The sequence below is a fragment of the Photobacterium damselae subsp. damselae genome (assembly GCF_038086725.1).
Lineage (GTDB): Bacteria > Pseudomonadota > Gammaproteobacteria > Enterobacterales > Vibrionaceae > Photobacterium > Photobacterium damselae.
In genome coordinates, this window is sequence record NZ_CP146971.1 from 953,810 (window position 1) to 971,714 (window position 17,905).

Below are 17,905 nucleotides of genomic sequence, written 5' to 3' on the forward strand. Positions count from 1 at the left end.
GATTAGTGATCAACAATATAAAAAACCTAAGCGTTGATAAATCATACAATTCACGAGTTAGAGTAACCTGATCAAAAAAGAAAAGAGCATCGCATCCTAAGGGGGATGATTGTTCAAATTTTACTTGGTTTATCATATCATCAATATGACCTGATAATATTGAAAACATATCATTTTTAATAGGTGCATGTATAAAAAAACCAATGACTTTATCTTCATAATGCCAACTACCGACTTGTGCATTTATCTTTTTACATATATCCCCTATATAACGGTTACGATTAGAAAAAAATCGCCTATTGATTTTGGTGCGTCGGAAAACGAATTAAATCTTAATTGAAAATCATTACTATTTAGTATAGTTTTTAACTTAAGCATTGCTGCAAAGCTAATTATTTTACTATAACGCTTATCTAGTACTTTATTAATTAAATTATTCGAAATAATTTCATATTTTCCAGAACTAGCGAAAAAATATTCATCCATTTTATTGATTATTGACAGAATAAGCAGTCTCTTTTCCATTGAAGGTACCGTTTTTGCTCTTTCCCACGACTCAATGTTACTAAATCTAGAGAAACCAATGATGGACTTTGCTGATACAAAAAATTCAACAAATCCCTCTGCGTTAATCTATTACTCTTGCGATATTCAGTAATAATGTTAGCGAAAAGATCACTCATTTAGCACCTAACTCTACGTTCATCCTTAAATATTTATAACATACATCAGGATGTAGCAAAAAACAACTTCTAGTGGCGACAAATTACATAGAAATTTAGCCCGCTAACCTTTAACTAAAATATTTTTAAAATCTAAGTTGAGAAACTAATATTTTCCTTTATTTTATATTCAACTAAATTATTATTTTCACTGAAAAATAACCTTTACGTATAATTATATAATGTTAGTAAATTAAATTTAAAATAGCAAAAAAACAAATAAAATTTACAACTATGCTATGTCAGAGATAAATATAAAGCATCACAATAAGCATTCAAGTTAATTACTAAAAAGGAATGCTAATATGTTTAATAATTTGTTATTTAAATTTAGAATTGAGAATAATCTCACTCAACAAGACATGGTAGATCGCTTAGCGAACTATCATCCGTTATTAAGTAAACTCGATACAGTAACGTTAAGCCGATGGGAGAATGAAAAAACGATTCCACCTCTAAAAAAACAATTTATAATCTTTAACTATATAAATAAATTATACGATTTTATCGAAAATTACAACCACGATGTTAATAATGATTACCAAGTAATAGAATATTATTTAAAATGTAAATTTGAAAACAGCAGCACAATAATATCTGATATATTAATACATAATGATCATATCTTTACTATAAATAATAGTGATTCAAAATTAAACATTAAGAAATTTCTTAAAGATTACCTCAGCACAGAGCTTTTGGCAAAAAGTATAATTAATGAAAATATAAAAACCATATCATTAAACAGAGATAATCAATTAGAATCATGCTTGATTTATACCACTAGAGAATTAAATGATAAAAAAGAAATTATACTTATGGGGATTTTAGCTAAAAACAAAAATAGTTTTGAACAGATATATAAAGAGCTTTATGAATTAATATTAAAGCTAAATGTAGATGATGTTATCATCTATACTTTTGATGACAGTGGCTATAAATTATTTAAAAAACTAGGGGGAATATTATGTCATCAACAAGATTATCAAAAGGTATTGTGAAATATATTTTTAAATTCGATAAAATTGATTTGTTATCAAATAAAGATGTATTTCATTACTACAAGTCATTAACATAAGTAATTAAATGATCATTTAAGTCAAGGATGATTTTTATATCATAAAATATACCATATATTAAACTTTAGCAATGCTCACTAGGTATAAAACAAAACACACACAGATAAGTAAATCTCTGATCTATCTGCAGAACATTTCAGATCGACCACAGGAGAGTCTAGGCCTTTACTATATACGTTTAATACTTCCTCTAGTAAGATAGTGTTTGTCATGCATCATTTTTACTTACGACAATACTTAACTTGATTTGCTCTGCATATCAGCTAATATGCCGTGATTTCTATACCTGACTTCTTCATTCATGCCTCATCAAATAGCCAATACATTAATTTTATCCCCAATATATTCTCTCAATCACGGCTTGCTCTGCACTAAGCTCTTTGGAACTGATGTAGTAACGAAACTCTATAGGTCCATACCGAAAAATTATCTGTCATATTTACTTACTGAGTTGAGGACGCTATTTCTATCGCTGTTACCCTTGATTGCGTACCGTAAGCTAGTAGCCACCACCTTATTCTATAATGATTTTGCTCTCTTGGTTTTACTAGTCATTATACCAATAGTTTCTTTCCTAGGGCTGCAGTGATATCGTTATCTTTATCAATTAAGGTGTTGTTATTATTCCATTGCTTTTCTACTCAGTTTTAACCACCAAATATTAGCTCGTTTGATTATGCATAAACACTGATCATATAAATATAACTCGCACTATCGAAAGTATTTTGCTACCGTTCGCATCGAATTGATCTCTATTAAGATTATGAATTGATGCTATCTAGTTAATGATAGCACTTATAAAACAGCTCGGATTCAATCGCAGATATTACGAAAATAATCGTATCAACAAAAAAAGTAGCATTCTTAAATAGAATTTTTAAGCAATTTGTGAATCAAAAAAATACAACATATAAATTATATTTTATTGCAAAAACTTGCATCCTCTCATCTAATATGAAGTCAAGGTGATTTAACTGATGATATTTCACCTATAAGTAAAAGCATGGATAAACTAAAACTCAAATTTATATTCACATTTAGCTATCTTGCCGAGCTTCAAAGTTACATTTGATTAATTAGTTTTGTTACCTATAAGAAGACACTGAAATAGCATGAAGCATTAGTTTTTAAATACTACAAGTAGTGATATATACTTATTAATAATTAGCATTTTTCAATTAGTTCCAGTACAAAAAAAGGGGCAACAGCCCCTATTTATTATCAACTAAAATAACATTTCTTATCATCGTACTATATTTTATAAACCGTTTTTTTGCAGATGCAGATGGATTTATGTGTTGGTCTTTATAAAGACATGTCGGTGCAACAATATCAGACTTAACCATAGTATCTATCCATCCTTCCCAATAAGACTTATTAATATTAAGGCTCCAATGAGCATGCCATTGCATTCGCCTTCCAGGTTTGGTTTCATGATTTTCGTAACGCTCTTTAACAAGTCGAGCGGTCAATGCATTTTCATCTGTCCACCCAGGAATCCAATTTCCAATAAATCTAGAAACACCATAATTTTTAGGTATTAAATACTCATCAGCACCAATTAGACGACAAAATTTATTTTGATTTTCAGGATAAACATATGGATTATTATTAATGATCCCTCGATCATCGGCAATTAATTCTTCCAAACCAGGTATACGCATAAATTTATCAACATCATAAACAATACAATATTTATATCCATGAATATCATCAAAATAACCAAATTGTAGACAAACATCACTACTAGTTATAATCACCGTTCTAGGATCGATATATTTATCTATTTCAGGATGATTTGTATGAGCAGTTAGAACAACATCACCGACATAATCTCCCGTAAGGTTAAATTTATTAACACCATCATCAGATATTGTAGCAAGATTGTCAGGCTCCATGGTTATATTTTGAACCACAATTTCCTTAGGAAGCGACTGCCAAGATTTACCACCGTCATAAGATATTTCAAAAGTAACAGGCGTAGTTTCTCCTACTTGAATATATGCTTTTACCTTCATCTCAATTATAGGATATTCTACAACATCAACTTTCTTTGAATCACTAATTGATGAGTCAATGAGCGTGCCAGTGATATTTGTAGTACCGAATGCTAAAGCCGAAATATCACCTTTATCAATATCTATATCCAAAATATCTTTATGTTCCACAGAATATTTAACATATTCATCAGGAATAATAATTTCTTTTCCAGTCACAAGTTTTGTTGTTAGATATGCATCATCACTTTGCCCAACAAACAACTTATCCTTAGAATGAATGGTAACTTCTTCATTATCTAATTGTAGCACACATGTAAAGTACCCATTATCGACCGGAGCCTCATCTACCCATTTGTGTTTCTTAAAATTATATGCTCCATTATTTTCAAACCCCCAAAATAAATTACTTTGAGGCCAATTATATTTACTGAAAATAGTTGTTCCCAAAGCACTGCTATCAAGTTTCTCTAGTTGGAGAGCAGTTGCTAATACCATACCAATATCAGAGCAATATCTCTGAGCGTCAACTTGGGAAAATAATGCTATCTCTAATCCACTAGGACCATTTTTCCCATTTTCTGTGTGTTTATGTTCATCGTCAGTTATTTCATATCCAGTATCGAGTATATCGTAGACTGTTAATGGTGCTGTAAAAATACCGACTTCAGGTAAAAAAATAAGATCATATGCTGGTTTTACATTAATCTCAACAATTCCTATATCGCTATTGCCTAAATGATCCGATATATAGTAAGAAACATAATATTTACCTTGATATTGAGATTGAAAAGTAAATTCAACATTACGTAAATCATTTTGATTTTCAATCTCAACCAATGCAGCATTATAAGTATCTAACATATAGACGTCAGTTACTTGTACTTCACTAAGAGGAACCGTTCCCTCATTGATAGCAGTTAGTTCATTCAAATTGACAGTTACAATTTCACCTGCAACAACATCTCTATTAAAAGTAATATTATTTGCTTTTGGTGGAATAATTTTATCACTAGTGATATTAGCATTGATATAACCAAAAACTGGCTTATTATCTGGATTGTCACTCGCTAAAGAATAATAAATACGAGTCGAACCTACCTGATTAGTAGAAAATGATAATGTGTTATTCGTAACATCTGATTCAACCTGACCATTACCTAGAACAAATGAATTAACCAAATAATATTCAAATGGATAATCACTACCAAGGGATGCTTTCAGGTCGATCACGAAGGGATCACTAGCCTGCTCTAAAGTTTTATCTAAATTAAGAATAGGTAAAATATCACCTTTTTCTCCCGATGATATTATATATGTAACATCAGAGGATTTTTGTACGTTATTGTTAGATAAGTATTCTACGCTAACTTTACATAAATTTGATTTATTGTCAGTAATAACTAATGATGTGCCCTCAATAATCGGTGCAGCACAGGCACCAGATAAAATGTTGACTTTCTTTATTGATACTGAACCTTTACCTTGCATATTGATATTTTCAGAAAGATCTATATGCTTACTTTTATCAGTAGATAAAACGATGTGATGAAAACTATTTTTAACACTAAAATAAAATTCATCTTTTTTAGAATCTTCGTTACTATTAGATCCATTACACCCAAGTAGAAATAAAGAAACTATAAAAAATACTATAGCTTTTATTTTTGCCATAATTTACTACCTTATTTCTTATTTAAAACATGTAAGATAACCAATCCCAGGTTGATACGTCGCTTCACCAGTTTTAAAGTCGAAAAGAAATCCTTCACTAGTTATATATTTTTTTGTGATTGGCCATTGATATTTTTGAAATAAATTATTATCAAAGCTATCATATAGTTTCTTAAGATCACTTTCAGTTGGTATCCTAGCTCTAAGTCCAGAACATATTTGATGCGCATTAACAGTATTGAACATTGGCATAATTACACCAGCAGGTCCATATTCGCCTGTTTCTTTATATTTAGCAATAACTAGTTTTTTTTCATGTTCAGTTAAAGAATTAATTTCTTTTGGCGCAATAAATGTAACATCTATACCATCAATATCAAGGCTAATATCTTGAAAAGGAGCACCACCAACATTTATTTGAACGATTCCTACGGACAGTCCGCCTAATTCATTGGTAACATAATAAGTTACATAATGAATTCCAGGTCGATCTGACATAAATTTAAACTCATATTCGTTGATAATCGATACATCTGCATTAAAAGCAGAAACTTTCGTTAACATAAGTTTCTGCCCCTTATCATCAAAATGTCCATTTATACTAATAATTTTTGGTTCACCTAACAAAACCACATCATCATAAATGAAATCATCAACTTCTGGTTGTTCTATGCCAATATCAGATACCGCTATGTCAATAAAACCAGGAACAACGTTTTCCCCATTTGTCAACGAATAATAAATACGATTCATACCAGCATTGGAATTTGAAAAAAGCATAGTCGATGATTCCTTATCCAAATCATCTATAAAACCAGTACCACTATAACTAATGTCAAGAATTTTATAACCAATAGGGAATTTTTCACCCAGCTCTTTTTTTAGATCTATTAAGATAGGAGGAGAATTTACGTTTGTTGTTAAGCTAATAGCAAATAAATCTATCTCATCAGATAAATCTGAAATTAACAGATAATAGTTACCATCTTGAGATGTTGAACTAATATCTTGATTATTCGGCCGATTACTAACTTTATAATCGAAATTACATGCCACTTTTCCATTTGACATTACTTCAACAGTTAATAAATTTTTATCATATGACACTATAGAACAATCATCAGATGAAGAGCTAATTGATTTTAAATATACTTGATAGCCCATAGGATCAGTAACGGCATGAGCTAAATCTAGATGATAGATTTTATCTTTTTTATACTCTATATTATCAAAAATATCTCTAATAATCGGTTTTTCTGCAATTGTCGAAACTGATGAGCTATCACTATCACCACCACAACCGAATAATGATATAGAAATAATATTGACAAGTATAAATATATTTATTTTATTCATACATCCTCTACATTTCATTTTCAAATATAATAGTAAAGCTATCGCGATATTGACTCGTTGCAACTTTATTCATCGGAATATTTTTATACTCAACACCCAATGTAAAAGATATTTCTCTACTACTTTCAAAAGCATTTAAATAACTATTCCCACCAGGTACAACCATTTCTCCATTGGTATTAACAAGGTAATTATCGTTACATGATTTACCTTCGCAATAGATACCATATGGTATTTTATCTTTTCCACTAGGAATAGACGTATCAGTAGCATTAAGAGTAAAAAGACGAGAGCCCGGCTCTAATAACTTCATATTAATTTTAGTACCTCGAGAAAATACGCCTGTAAACTTAACTTTAAATTCAGTCATACCGCTAACAATTTTCTTTTCTCGTTCGTAGTTTGGAGTTATTACCCCATTACCAATAACTTCAAACCCTAACATTTGACTTCCATTATATCGAATTGAAATATCTAATGGTATTGGTGTTGTTGTTCGGTAGGTCCAAGTTCCTGTTGGCGATTTAAAAAAATACATTGGTACTATGTTTACGGTTCCTTTGAAAATCCCTTTAGTTAAACTTGGATCATTAAAAGCTTCAATAACGTCAGAATCTTTCATTGATATTAGAGGTCGAGCAAAATGGAATGGAGTAAAGCCAAATCCATTTTTTGTTCTGTAAGACTCTTTTGCTGCACATTTTTTTCCAATTACAATTGCTTTTGAAGGTGTTATAACACTACGATCACAAGTCGGAAAAGATGATCCAGCGGAACTAATAATTTCAAACTTACTTCCACTGTCACCCAATCCATATTGAATACCTGAAATATCAAAAGGAATTTTTATAACATCTCCATTTGAATTTTTTAATTTTATTTTCTCATTAACTATCCCAGTTACTGAAACTATACTTCCAGGCTTCCATTCTTCTGTAGGTTGTAAGCCTGATATTATCTGCCAATTGGATAATGACAAATAACTATCTATTCTTACACCATTATCCCATTTTATAGTTCCATCTTTAATTTGACCGTTAAGAGCCATTGAAAAAACAGATGAAGAACAAATTAATATTGAAATATAAAATATATTATAAATTGATTTTCTTAAGGAAAGATTCATCATAGTTACTCACTCTTAACAACGTATTTCGACTAATTAAGTGTTTAGGAATAACGACACTTCGTTTTCTGCCAGATAAAAGGTGATTATTGATACTGCAATCTTTTTCCTTATCTGTTTCAACATCTTTACAATTATCAATATTAAAATTGAGATATGTATTTCCCGTATTATGAATTGTCAATTTTCGAGAGCCTTTATCAAACTCATATTTATAATCAATTATAGGTTTTTTAGCTGGTACTATATAATATGGAGCCATACCAAAGAGCATATTAACTTTTTGACCGTCTATTTTTCCATTTGGGTCATTAACAGGGATAAAACTTATTTGGTATACTAAATCTTCATTCTCATTATGACAATTTTTTTGGCATAAGAATTTTACAGCAATATCTTTTGCCTCACCAGGATGAAGAACTAATTTCCCTGGAGTCGTTGCTAAATCCCACATTGGAAAATTATCTCTTGTATATGGTGTTTTCTCAAGTTTATTACTCTTAACTTTTATTTTATCAATAGTGACGTTTATATATTCAGTTTTATTTGTATTACTATTTAGAGTAAACATTCCATTTCCACTATCTTTTTGTGGAAACTTAACCATACTGTCGACAATAAATGCATGAGCAGAGATGGATGATAGAGCAAGTCCGAAAAACAAAAACAAATTACATAACTTCATTTTAAATACCATTATAATTTTACATAGTCAGATTTTACTTTAGTATCATCTAAAGCATAGCTTTGTAGAATATTAATATTTTCTTTATCATGTTCAGAGGCTCTAGTATTTGAACTTAAGAAAACCATTGTACTATTCCCTGCATTTCTAAATACAAATCGCTCTTCGACGTTATGATAAATTGATTTTGCAGAGCTCATAAAGATATCTTTATCACCATAAATTCCCACATAGTAGTAGTATTTATTCTTTATTTTGGCTACCTGAATACCATTTTGATCTTCGGTTGTTGGCATACAAAAGTTTTCACCTAAATTATTACTAGTAATAGAATCAGCAGTAGGAATAAAGCACCTCTCATTATTCGTAACTAATTTAAAAGGCTGTCCTTTAGCAATTCTAATTTTATAAACTCCATTTTGTATCTCTTGTACACCATAACAGCCATCACCTATACATTTAATATCAGATACGGGAGAACCACTTAAATCATTAAAAATAGAAATATAAGAATCTACATTATATAAGCGAAGATCCATATCAATAACAGTTCCAGGAGCTGTCGTTGATTTCACAAAATCATCACCTTGATTATAAAAATCACTAGCATCAGTATCGATAGAAACTTGATATTCTTTATAGCTATCAATAGGTATTATTTCAACACCATGTTCTATATGAACTCTTTGTGAAAGTTCATTATTCATTTTGATATTAGCAACAGATGAAAAAGAATCATCCTGATTTGGAGCTTTATATGATGCATCATCTAGCGCAAGATATGAATCTGAATTATTCGATGTTATATATAAATTATCATTTGTTATTATAGTATTAGCATTTAAATTCATTGACAACGATGCATAACCATTTGAATCGGCATATCCATATAAACTACTAGTCGCATAAAGTGAGCTTTGATTTAATGATAACGAAGCATCAGAAACTACATTTTCAGAATCATAATCATTATGTTCATATTTAATACCCGCTTCAATATTTCCATTAATCTGATCAGTTATTTCCATATAGTGATTATATGCAATTCGATTTGACTCTCCATTATCATCAAAGTTTCCTGTATATCTCACTGAATCAAAATTTCCAATCGGAATTTCTAGTGAAACGTCAATGCTCCAGTCATCATTATCATCATAATTTGATTTACTATCAACTGAAGAATAGTTTATCGATAAGTAACTATCATTAAAGACAGGCAATGAATAGCCTATATTATAAATATCAATTTCATTATAGTAATTTCCCTTATCATTCCTTTGATTTATATAACTAACATAAGCATCGCCAGATAATATATTCTGACTATATGAAATTGATAATTGCTCATTATCGCCAATTCCATAAAAATAGTTATCAATCTTTGGTGATTCTGAAATGGCATGATGATCATTATAATCACTAAATTGAATTGCAAAGTTCTTATAAACAGCATCAACTTGGTAATATGAACTATTATTAGAGAATAAGTTTACGACAGAGTTTACATTAAGATCATTAGTGATTTGATAATCAATTGCTGCTTTATAAAATGAATCCGATTCCAATATTCCCACCTCAGATCCAACAATTATACTGTCATTAATTTTATATGCAATTTTACCATTAATCATAGCACGATCATCATATTCTATATCATCATCTACACCATAATCTAAGTTATTATATACATCTTTTTTTTCATAATTTCCTACAGTAACAGTATAATCAAAATCAGCTGTATTTAAGTCATATTTGTTTTTATTAAAAATTGTTCTATTTTCTTTAAATACAACATTACCGCCACTTTTCACCTCGATTGCAATATCATATATTCCTTGAGGAAGCTCATTTAGGCTTAAGTAATTCTGGCCAGCACCTATATTTTTCTCTAATATAGGTTTATTATTTCGATATACAGATAATCTTCCATTGGCTGGTGAATTAAAAAATATTCTTTGAGCCGTTTCTTTGTTTTCAAATTCTAATTGTTTAGTCGATCCGATAGTCAAACCAAAGATATTTTTACTTGCATTGGTATCAAGTAATATAGTACTATTCCAATTTTGTTCAACAAAATCAGAAGTGTAACCGAATCGAACCCTAGTTGATTCACTTAAAAAATTATATGCCAATTCATTAAGTTCTAAATCGTCATTATTAGACTTTTCACTTAAATCGAAATCTCCAGAAATATAACCAGGCCCTAACCCTAAGAAAGACGAGTTTCGATAATAGTAATTTGAATCACTATCATCGTACATATCGAAACTTAAATCATGTTTTGATATTAATGCTTTATTTTCATTAGTTATTGACACGTATCTTTTTTTATTCGTACTTGAATTTAAGTACGAAGAAGGTGTTAATACTCTTACGAGTTTTTGATTATTTATTATTACATAAGAGATATTATTCTTATCTTCTGGGATACAGATATCTCGCTTGCCTTTACATGTTAGGGAAGACGTAACACCTTTAGTAAGATCTAGAATTATTTTCTTTTTTGCTTTCTCATTTAGATATGTATTTTTCAGATGTTCTTCTAATACTCTAACTTCCGAATCGTCAACAGTTACGCTTTCACTACTGTAGTGGGAATTCAATTCCATAATATAGTCATCATTTATGATGAACTTTACTTTCCCACTCTGTTCTTCGTATAAATCTTCAAAACCATGAGGAATACTATATGCATTATTAGATAAAATAAGTGCAACTGACATGGTCAATATCTTTTTCTTATAAATCATTTATAACAAACCTACATGATATTATTCATTAAATACTTGGTTCAAGAAGAATAGTTAATATTGAAGTTATAGTTTGACCAACCTTTAAATCATCAATTTTTTCTATATTCTCTATTTTCAAAGTAACACTACTATCTATTTCTTTATATTTACTGCCGACTTCTAAATTTTCACCATCAATCTTAACTATTAGATCTAAATCCTTAACATCGGCATCAATTAATGTTTCACTTTTTAGCAGGGACCATAATGTTTCTCCATGAAATTTATCAAGTTCCATTATGCCATCAACACTTTTATGAGCTTCTAATACTAAGGTACTAGAAACAAACGTTCCATCTTCATTTATAAAAAGATCCCCACTGTTTATTGGCAATAATCCATCTTTACCCGTTATAACTAATATTTCATCATAGAATAAACTTGTATCAATGAATGTTGAAACATCAAATGTATGAGAAATAATCTTAGCGAAGGTTAAGCATGGAGATAATAACATGAATATATATATGTATATGTATTTCATCTGATTATCCTTAAAAAAAGAGGGGATTACCCCTCTTTTTATTCATACAAGAATCAGTAATTAAGCAGCAGGCGTAGCTACAACAGTTGTTGTAACGCGAACCTGCTCACCAGGTACTACAGCTGCATTTTCAGCATCATGCTTAACTGTTAAGTATACTGTGTCTTCTGCTGTTGGCAGTTCAGAACCAGTAGCAACTTCTGCATTATTAAATGATACTTTAATGTTAGCTGCATCGTAAGTACCAGGAATTACTGCAACATTCTGTAGTGACCATTTTGCATTAGTTAAATCACCAATTTCTTTTGTTGCTGGTGTATACGTATGAGACTCTAGAGTAACTGTATCTTGAGAAACAAAAGAGCCATTAGCATCAACCATTAAAAGACCATCCTGAACATCACCCTTATTTGCACCAGTGATAATAATATCACTACCAGGGATTACACCAGGAACTGTACCAAACCACTTAACAGGAGCAGTAGAACTACCAGCTGCAAATGCGCCAGCTGACATTGCACATAGACCTGCGATAGCTAGAGTTTTCATTGTTGTTTTCATTTTAATTTCCTTTACTTTACGTATATTATTTAAGAACTAACATCAAGATGCTTCGTCTTGATGTGGTGTATAGTAAATAGAAAACACCGAACAATTAATAGCATATACAACTAATTTAATTTCAAATATGCCTTCTTACATTTCTTATTGTTATTTTTTATAAATCAAACACCTAAATATATATAACTTATCAAATTATGCCTCAAAAGAATTACCTCAACTCATTACAGTAGAAACATACCAAATAAGAATTCATATGGGCGTTTTTAACACCTAATATAAATTTTAATCATCACAAATAATTCTATAATTAGGGTTCAGAAAATAAATGTTGTAATTTTGCTAAGTAAAACTTACTCAGCAAAAAACTAAATAATAAAAGATATTATTCTTGCCATATGGGCAGCTCTACAGGCTTTCCTGATACAATCTATATTTTAAATTCCATAGAATATTTATCTTTAGAGGGAATGAATTAGCTATTAAGCGCTACCTTGGCGAGAAAAATGTCTAATTAATCGAATGTTATAGTTGCTCGATTATTAACATGAATACATAAGAAATTCAATTACATACTTGAGATAAGTTGAGCTGTTTTACTATTGATTCAACTCTAAAGCTCTACGTTCTATGGCTTTAATAAATATCAAACGATTACGACTGAAAGTCTCAGGATGAGAGCACGAATGCTTACTTTTCATCTACAGCATTGAAACCAGCTAGAAAAACCTTTTCCTGATAGGAACTGCTCATGGCTGCAATTTTTTGTTTGCATCGAATGCTGGCTTTCTTTGAGCCTTCAGCACACAACATGTTCAGAGCCATATGACGCATATAGGCCATAATTTCGGTAGCATTACCCCCGTAAATCTGACAATCGACCTCATTCATAGTTGCATCAAGAACCCAGTACAAGCTATTTTCTATTCCCCAATGCTCACGAACTGCTGCAGAAAAACGCTCTTTGCTCTGCTGAGCTGATGTAATAACGATATTCCAACGATTCTTTACCTGATTTATCAATACGATAATCAATAGCAACACCAATGCTCGTTAGACCTTTCCAATCAGGAACCAATCGAGGTGAAATTAACCGAAGTCTTCGATATCCCCCTCTACTCTAGCGATGATGGCGCACACAGCCAAGAACAAAACATCGAATAATGGGTAACTGATTTTGGCCGACTGGCGCGGATCCTTTAGGTCGTCGAAATACTTAGAAAATGCGTCAATGCTCATGTTATACTCCTGAAAAAGGGAGCATATGATCACAACTCAAGCAACGGGTCAAATCTGTTATAATTGGTCAGAAAACGTTCGTGATCTTACCCTGCTGAAAGTCTTTTATTAGAGTTTTATAATGGAAAGATAGATTTCGTGCTGCATCGGTTATTTTGATGGATATTGATAGGATTCTTTTAAAAGCTCTTAATGAACAAACAAACCTTCGGCTTGATTATTAGTTGTGAGGAGCATGAGAAGAAGATACGGCCATCTTCTTCTCAAATGAAAAACAGAAATAGTATAACTAATTAATCTATTTATTATAGGATTTTGCTAACTTCATAAGTTGGGTTAAATAAAGTTCCCCAACTTTGTAGACGATAATGCTCACCAGGATTAACATCAACCCATTTACTATATGTTCTAGCTCCTGCATACAAACCAACACCAGAGATTTTAATTGTTTCTGAAGTTCCTGGCATATAAATGGTTCTTTCCTGACCAAGCATCATTTTTTTAGGAGAATAAAATGTCCTAAATCCTTTATCTTCAACACGACCAATCATATTAAAGCCAGCACCATCATAAAAATCAACTCTGATCATTTTTTTTGGTTTTACTGCATTAAATATTTGAGTATTATCCTCTAAATCACAGGCCCTTACTTCAGCACCACTGCCACTAACGCTTAAGCAATTTTTTGCATTAGTTTTAAAAATTACTTTATTTTCACTTGTTGTATATGGTGTAAATTTTTGTGCCTTTGTACCATTACATTCAAACATTTGCACCTTATTTCCAGGTACATCAATTCCATTATCTACGTCAATACAATAATCATGAGCAACATAGGTACTTGGATATGTATTAACAACGGCTTTTATTTCACCATTAATATACGAATAAAACTGAGTGTTTTTATCTTCTTCATTACACTTTTTTGCAATTATATCCTGACCATTAAAAAATGGATTACCTATTTCATCACCACCTGCAATAGTCACACAGCTAAATTTATCTGGTTTATTTTCTTTACCAACCTTAAACTTAAATGTTGTTTTGTCTAAATTTGAAGCATATTCACTTAGACTCGCCATTGCATTGGTACTTATTATAACACATGAGACTAACATTATATTTTTTATCATAATTATTACCTAATTGTTGACTTTATTTACTTTCAACATTCAGTATATTTATCATTAATAAATCTTTACATAGCAAAAAAATACCATTTAAAATGAATTTTGCTAAAAATCATTTTGGATGAAGTCTCACTGCTCTTATCTTCTCACGCCAACTTACAAGCGTGGATCGCAGGCTGTTCTTATGTTTTCATCGATTCACCATACCTATCTCACAATGAGAATAACCACAATGCCTTGAACTATTTTGTAGGTATAGCATGAATTACGTTCGGTATTAGCACTAAACGTCGCTAACCTTTAACTAACATCACTAATTTTCATGTGTAGCATTCTGTTGCTGCACTTTTCTCTCGATTTATTATGTATTTCAACTTTTGCCCCAAGAACTCCGACATCATATCCTTAAACACCACCTTTATCTGTTGGGAAAACAAAAATACAAGTGGTAGAAGCAGTAATGAACAAGTTAATTCAAATTTGTTTTGGTGTTATAAAAAACCAGTAAAAAATAACCCAAAATTAAGTTTATTGTTAATATTAAATGATGGTGTTTACATACACATTTCCTATCTAGGTGTAGGACTGTTCTATCTATAAGATTGTAATGGCCTATTAGATTTCTGTTCGTCACAGCCAAGTATATTACCGTTTTCTTCTTTCATATTTCACCTCTCTGTCCATGCACGCCTAGCGATTCTCGCTCAACTAAAGGGCTTTCGGCTCCTAGAACAATCGATGTTCGACATACTAAAAAAGGCACCAATAACTTCATCTTGGTGCCTTTTTATTTTTATAATTCCTATGCAATCTTTTTTATTTCCTGCACCACAGGTTCGATTGAATATTTTCGAGGAAAATAGTACTGAGACTCAACAATCGTTGCTAGCGATAGTTCCCCTTTCTTCTTAATCGCTTTCTCAAAAGTTCGCTGTACTCGCTGATCCAATAGTTCCCATTTTTTTGACATGTGACTTTACTCCGCAAAATTTATTATGAAACCATTTTGTCATAGTCAAACGTAAAGAAAATAGCATTTCAAATTGTCAAATTCGCAAGATGATAATTGAGGATAAATACACAAATCATACTCTTTTAATATTAGCAACTTAGGTCCTGTTCATAAACTGAGATTTTTTATCCATTTATAGCTCTGTAGGCGATAAATACAAGCAAACCATTTGAACAGTGTTTCAAGAAAGAAACAAGCATAGATAAATTCGATCGACCAATTTAGGACAAAAGCAACGAAAGCCGTAAGAGGAATACCAAAAAGCCATTGAGTACATAAATCTTGATACAAACAAAATTTAACATCCCCACCAGCTCTTAAAACGCCGACAACTAGCGTAGTAGGTAAAGATCGTAATACGATACCAATACATAATACCGTCATAAAACTCATTGATGTGGCATGAGTTTCAACACTTAACGTGGTAAAAATAGATAGTAGAGGCTCTCTAAATAGATAGAGCATACAGGCAACACAAACCATTAATGTAATGGCAAAGATTACCAGTATTTTGGCGTTATGGTACACATTATCATATTGCTTAGCCCCCAATTGGTTACCAATAATTACAGCAGAGGCATTAGCAACTCCAACAAGTAGGCTTAATGATATTGTTTCTATTGGTGAAATAACGGCAAGAGCTGTAACCCCTTCATTACTAACCCGTCCCATAATCGCATGATAGGCAAGAAGCCCTCCAGACCACAGTAAAAAATTTAAGGTTGTTGGAAGTGATAACCCAATAAATTGTTGAATTTTACTTTTTGTTATTGCGTTTTTATAATCTTGAAATGAAAAGACTAAAGGATGTGAGCGAATAAAAAGATATGATTGGATAAGGATAACTTCAAGTAGACAACTAATTACCGTTGCTAAAGCTGCACCTTTAATACCTAAGGCAGGAATAAAAGAAAGGCCAAAAATAAATATGGCATTTAAAATAATATTACAGCAAATCCCGATTGTACTAAATATTAAGCTTAATTTAGGCTGTTCTATAGACCTTAGTGCCGACATCATAACAGCGGTATATGCCATTAAAGGTAATGCAAATCCAACAATAGCAATATAAGAACGAGAGAGATCTCTTATGGATAAATCCGTTGTTGCTAATTGGCTTAGTTTTTCAGGATATAAAACAAAAACACTTAAAATAATTACACTTACTAATACTGTAATCAACAAACTCAGTATGGTGGTTTGTCTCACTTGCTCTGTCTTTTTTGCCCCCCAATATTGAGCGATTAATATGCCACCAGCAGAGCAAACACCGCTAATGATGATCGTTGCAACAAATAAAATTTTAGTTGCAATTCCTAGAGCTGCAACGGAGTATTCGTTGACTTGCCCCACCATCATGACATCAATCAGTCCTTTACTTGAAAAAAGTAAAGTCTGCAGCATAATGGGTATCGCAATCACAATAACTTTGCGTAATAAAGATCTCGTATCTGTTACTGGGGTATAAGCCATCTCAGACATGATTACTTAACCCTCATTAAATGATATCGATGATGATTGTTCTCCAATGTGATAGTTTCAGAAGGTTTCATCGCATCAACTTTATCGATCATATCCTGAGTATAATTTTGTTTTATCATCCACTCCCAAGAATAACTAAAATCATCTTCAGCTACGAGATGCGCATCTTCTGGTTTTCCTTTTTGCTTAATGTTAATAACCCAAATTCTATTTTTAAAATCTACGCTATTTTTTATCACATGATAAATAGTTTTTATTATTGATAATAACTTATCTTTATTCATATCTTCCTCCTTAATTAAAAGTGAAAGATATCATTAAAATTAAATTTGAATTCAAAATAATTATTACGAAATATAAACGTCTAAAATAACATAAAACAAGACAACCTATTAAAAACAAAGAAATAAAATAAATTTATTGATTACAATCAAACTAACGTCGTTATTTTATTTCATTTTCTAATTGTTCGATTAATCAATGAGAAAATTTCGTCTATCTTTTTTAGATAACTTGACTATTCTAATATCGAAAACGTGAAACGCATCAATTTGATAAGGAAATAG

13 protein-coding genes and 1 pseudogene are annotated in these 17,905 nt (G+C 31.1%); 1 reads left to right on the top strand and 13 read right to left on the bottom strand.

All coding sequences use genetic code 11. The features are described 5' to 3' along the window. Positions 1 to 1,027: 1,027 nt before the first annotated feature. Entirely contained in the window at positions 1,028 to 1,723 is a 696-nt protein-coding gene (locus WAX86_RS18950; protein ID WP_341489487.1) for a hypothetical protein, read from the top strand. 1,289 nt (positions 1,724 to 3,012) lie between these two features. On the opposite strand, the gene WAX86_RS18955 is transcribed toward WAX86_RS18950, so the two are convergent. From WAX86_RS18955 to WAX86_RS19015, 13 genes and pseudogenes are all read right to left on the bottom strand, one after another. Beyond that, entirely contained in the window at positions 3,013 to 5,472 is a 2,460-nt protein-coding gene (locus tag WAX86_RS18955) for a hypothetical protein (protein WP_341489488.1), read from the bottom strand. A gap of 18 nt (positions 5,473 to 5,490) precedes the next feature. Continuing rightward, positions 5,491 to 6,828 carry a hypothetical protein gene (locus WAX86_RS18960; RefSeq protein ID WP_341489489.1) on the bottom strand — a complete coding sequence of 446 codons (1,338 nt, stop codon included), beginning with the start codon at positions 6,826 to 6,828 and terminating at the stop codon, positions 5,491 to 5,493. A gap of 7 nt (positions 6,829 to 6,835) precedes the next feature. After that, on the bottom strand, positions 6,836 to 7,957 hold the full coding sequence (locus WAX86_RS18965; protein WP_341489490.1) for a hypothetical protein: 1,122 nt from the start codon (positions 7,955 to 7,957) through the stop codon (positions 6,836 to 6,838). Further along, positions 7,923 to 8,639: a hypothetical protein gene (locus WAX86_RS18970; RefSeq protein WP_341489491.1), complete on the bottom strand. Its 717-nt coding sequence runs from the start codon at positions 8,637 to 8,639 to the stop codon at positions 7,923 to 7,925. The genes WAX86_RS18965 and WAX86_RS18970 overlap by 35 nt, the downstream gene beginning before the upstream one ends. Before the next feature lie 11 nt (positions 8,640 to 8,650). After that, positions 8,651 to 11,362: a CS1-pili formation C-terminal domain-containing protein gene (locus tag WAX86_RS18975; RefSeq protein ID WP_341489492.1), complete on the bottom strand. Its 2,712-nt coding sequence runs from the start codon at positions 11,360 to 11,362 to the stop codon at positions 8,651 to 8,653. A gap of 55 nt (positions 11,363 to 11,417) precedes the next feature. Next, positions 11,418 to 11,915: a hypothetical protein gene (locus WAX86_RS18980; RefSeq protein WP_341489493.1), complete on the bottom strand. Its 498-nt coding sequence runs from the start codon at positions 11,913 to 11,915 to the stop codon at positions 11,418 to 11,420. 60 nt (positions 11,916 to 11,975) lie between these two features. Continuing rightward, positions 11,976 to 12,476 carry a hypothetical protein gene (locus tag WAX86_RS18985; RefSeq protein WP_341489494.1) on the bottom strand — a complete coding sequence of 167 codons (501 nt, stop codon included), beginning with the start codon at positions 12,474 to 12,476 and terminating at the stop codon, positions 11,976 to 11,978. A gap of 690 nt (positions 12,477 to 13,166) precedes the next feature. Next, positions 13,167 to 13,548: pseudogene (locus WAX86_RS18990) on the bottom strand (ISAs1 family transposase); the annotation flags it as partial. 17 nt (positions 13,549 to 13,565) lie between these two features. Beyond that, positions 13,566 to 13,715, bottom strand: coding sequence for a transposase family protein (locus WAX86_RS18995; RefSeq protein WP_341489495.1), 150 nt, complete (start codon positions 13,713 to 13,715; stop codon positions 13,566 to 13,568). A gap of 305 nt (positions 13,716 to 14,020) precedes the next feature. Beyond that, positions 14,021 to 14,848: a ricin-type beta-trefoil lectin domain protein gene (locus WAX86_RS19000; RefSeq protein WP_341489496.1), complete on the bottom strand. Its 828-nt coding sequence runs from the start codon at positions 14,846 to 14,848 to the stop codon at positions 14,021 to 14,023. A gap of 799 nt (positions 14,849 to 15,647) precedes the next feature. After that, positions 15,648 to 15,815, bottom strand: a complete 168-nt coding sequence (locus WAX86_RS19005; RefSeq protein ID WP_162598127.1) for a hypothetical protein — start codon at positions 15,813 to 15,815, stop codon at positions 15,648 to 15,650. 150 nt (positions 15,816 to 15,965) lie between these two features. Continuing rightward, a complete protein-coding gene (locus WAX86_RS19010; protein ID WP_341489497.1) occupies positions 15,966 to 17,339 on the bottom strand; it encodes an MATE family efflux transporter in 1,374 nt (457 codons plus the stop codon). A gap of 2 nt (positions 17,340 to 17,341) precedes the next feature. Then, positions 17,342 to 17,623, bottom strand: a complete 282-nt coding sequence (locus WAX86_RS19015; RefSeq protein ID WP_341489498.1) for a hypothetical protein — start codon at positions 17,621 to 17,623, stop codon at positions 17,342 to 17,344. Positions 17,624 to 17,905 lie beyond the last annotated feature (282 nt).

What these genes read in the sequence shown, in the direction of transcription:
- WAX86_RS18970 (WP_341489491.1), bottom strand. Translation starts at nt 8,639, where the DNA reads ATGAAGTTATGTAATTTGTTTTTGTTTTTCGGACTTGCTCTATCATCC.
- WAX86_RS19015 (WP_341489498.1), bottom strand. Translation starts at nt 17,623, where the DNA reads ATGAATAAAGATAAGTTATTATCAATAATAAAAACTATTTATCATGTG.
- WAX86_RS19000 (WP_341489496.1), bottom strand. Translation starts at nt 14,848, where the DNA reads ATGATAAAAAATATAATGTTAGTCTCATGTGTTATAATAAGTACCAAT.
- WAX86_RS18995 (WP_341489495.1), bottom strand. Translation starts at nt 13,715, where the DNA reads ATGAGCATTGACGCATTTTCTAAGTATTTCGACGACCTAAAGGATCCG.
- WAX86_RS18955 (WP_341489488.1), bottom strand. Translation starts at nt 5,472, where the DNA reads ATGGCAAAAATAAAAGCTATAGTATTTTTTATAGTTTCTTTATTTCTA.
- WAX86_RS18965 (WP_341489490.1), bottom strand. Translation starts at nt 7,957, where the DNA reads ATGATGAATCTTTCCTTAAGAAAATCAATTTATAATATATTTTATATT.
- WAX86_RS18950 (WP_341489487.1), top strand. Translation starts at nt 1,028, where the DNA reads ATGTTTAATAATTTGTTATTTAAATTTAGAATTGAGAATAATCTCACT.
- WAX86_RS18985 (WP_341489494.1), bottom strand. Translation starts at nt 12,476, where the DNA reads ATGAAAACAACAATGAAAACTCTAGCTATCGCAGGTCTATGTGCAATG.
- WAX86_RS19010 (WP_341489497.1), bottom strand. Translation starts at nt 17,339, where the DNA reads ATGTCTGAGATGGCTTATACCCCAGTAACAGATACGAGATCTTTATTA.
- WAX86_RS18975 (WP_341489492.1), bottom strand. Translation starts at nt 11,362, where the DNA reads ATGTCAGTTGCACTTATTTTATCTAATAATGCATATAGTATTCCTCAT.
- WAX86_RS19005 (WP_162598127.1), bottom strand. Translation starts at nt 15,815, where the DNA reads ATGTCAAAAAAATGGGAACTATTGGATCAGCGAGTACAGCGAACTTTT.
- WAX86_RS18960 (WP_341489489.1), bottom strand. Translation starts at nt 6,828, where the DNA reads ATGAATAAAATAAATATATTTATACTTGTCAATATTATTTCTATATCA.
- WAX86_RS18980 (WP_341489493.1), bottom strand. Translation starts at nt 11,915, where the DNA reads ATGAAATACATATACATATATATATTCATGTTATTATCTCCATGCTTA.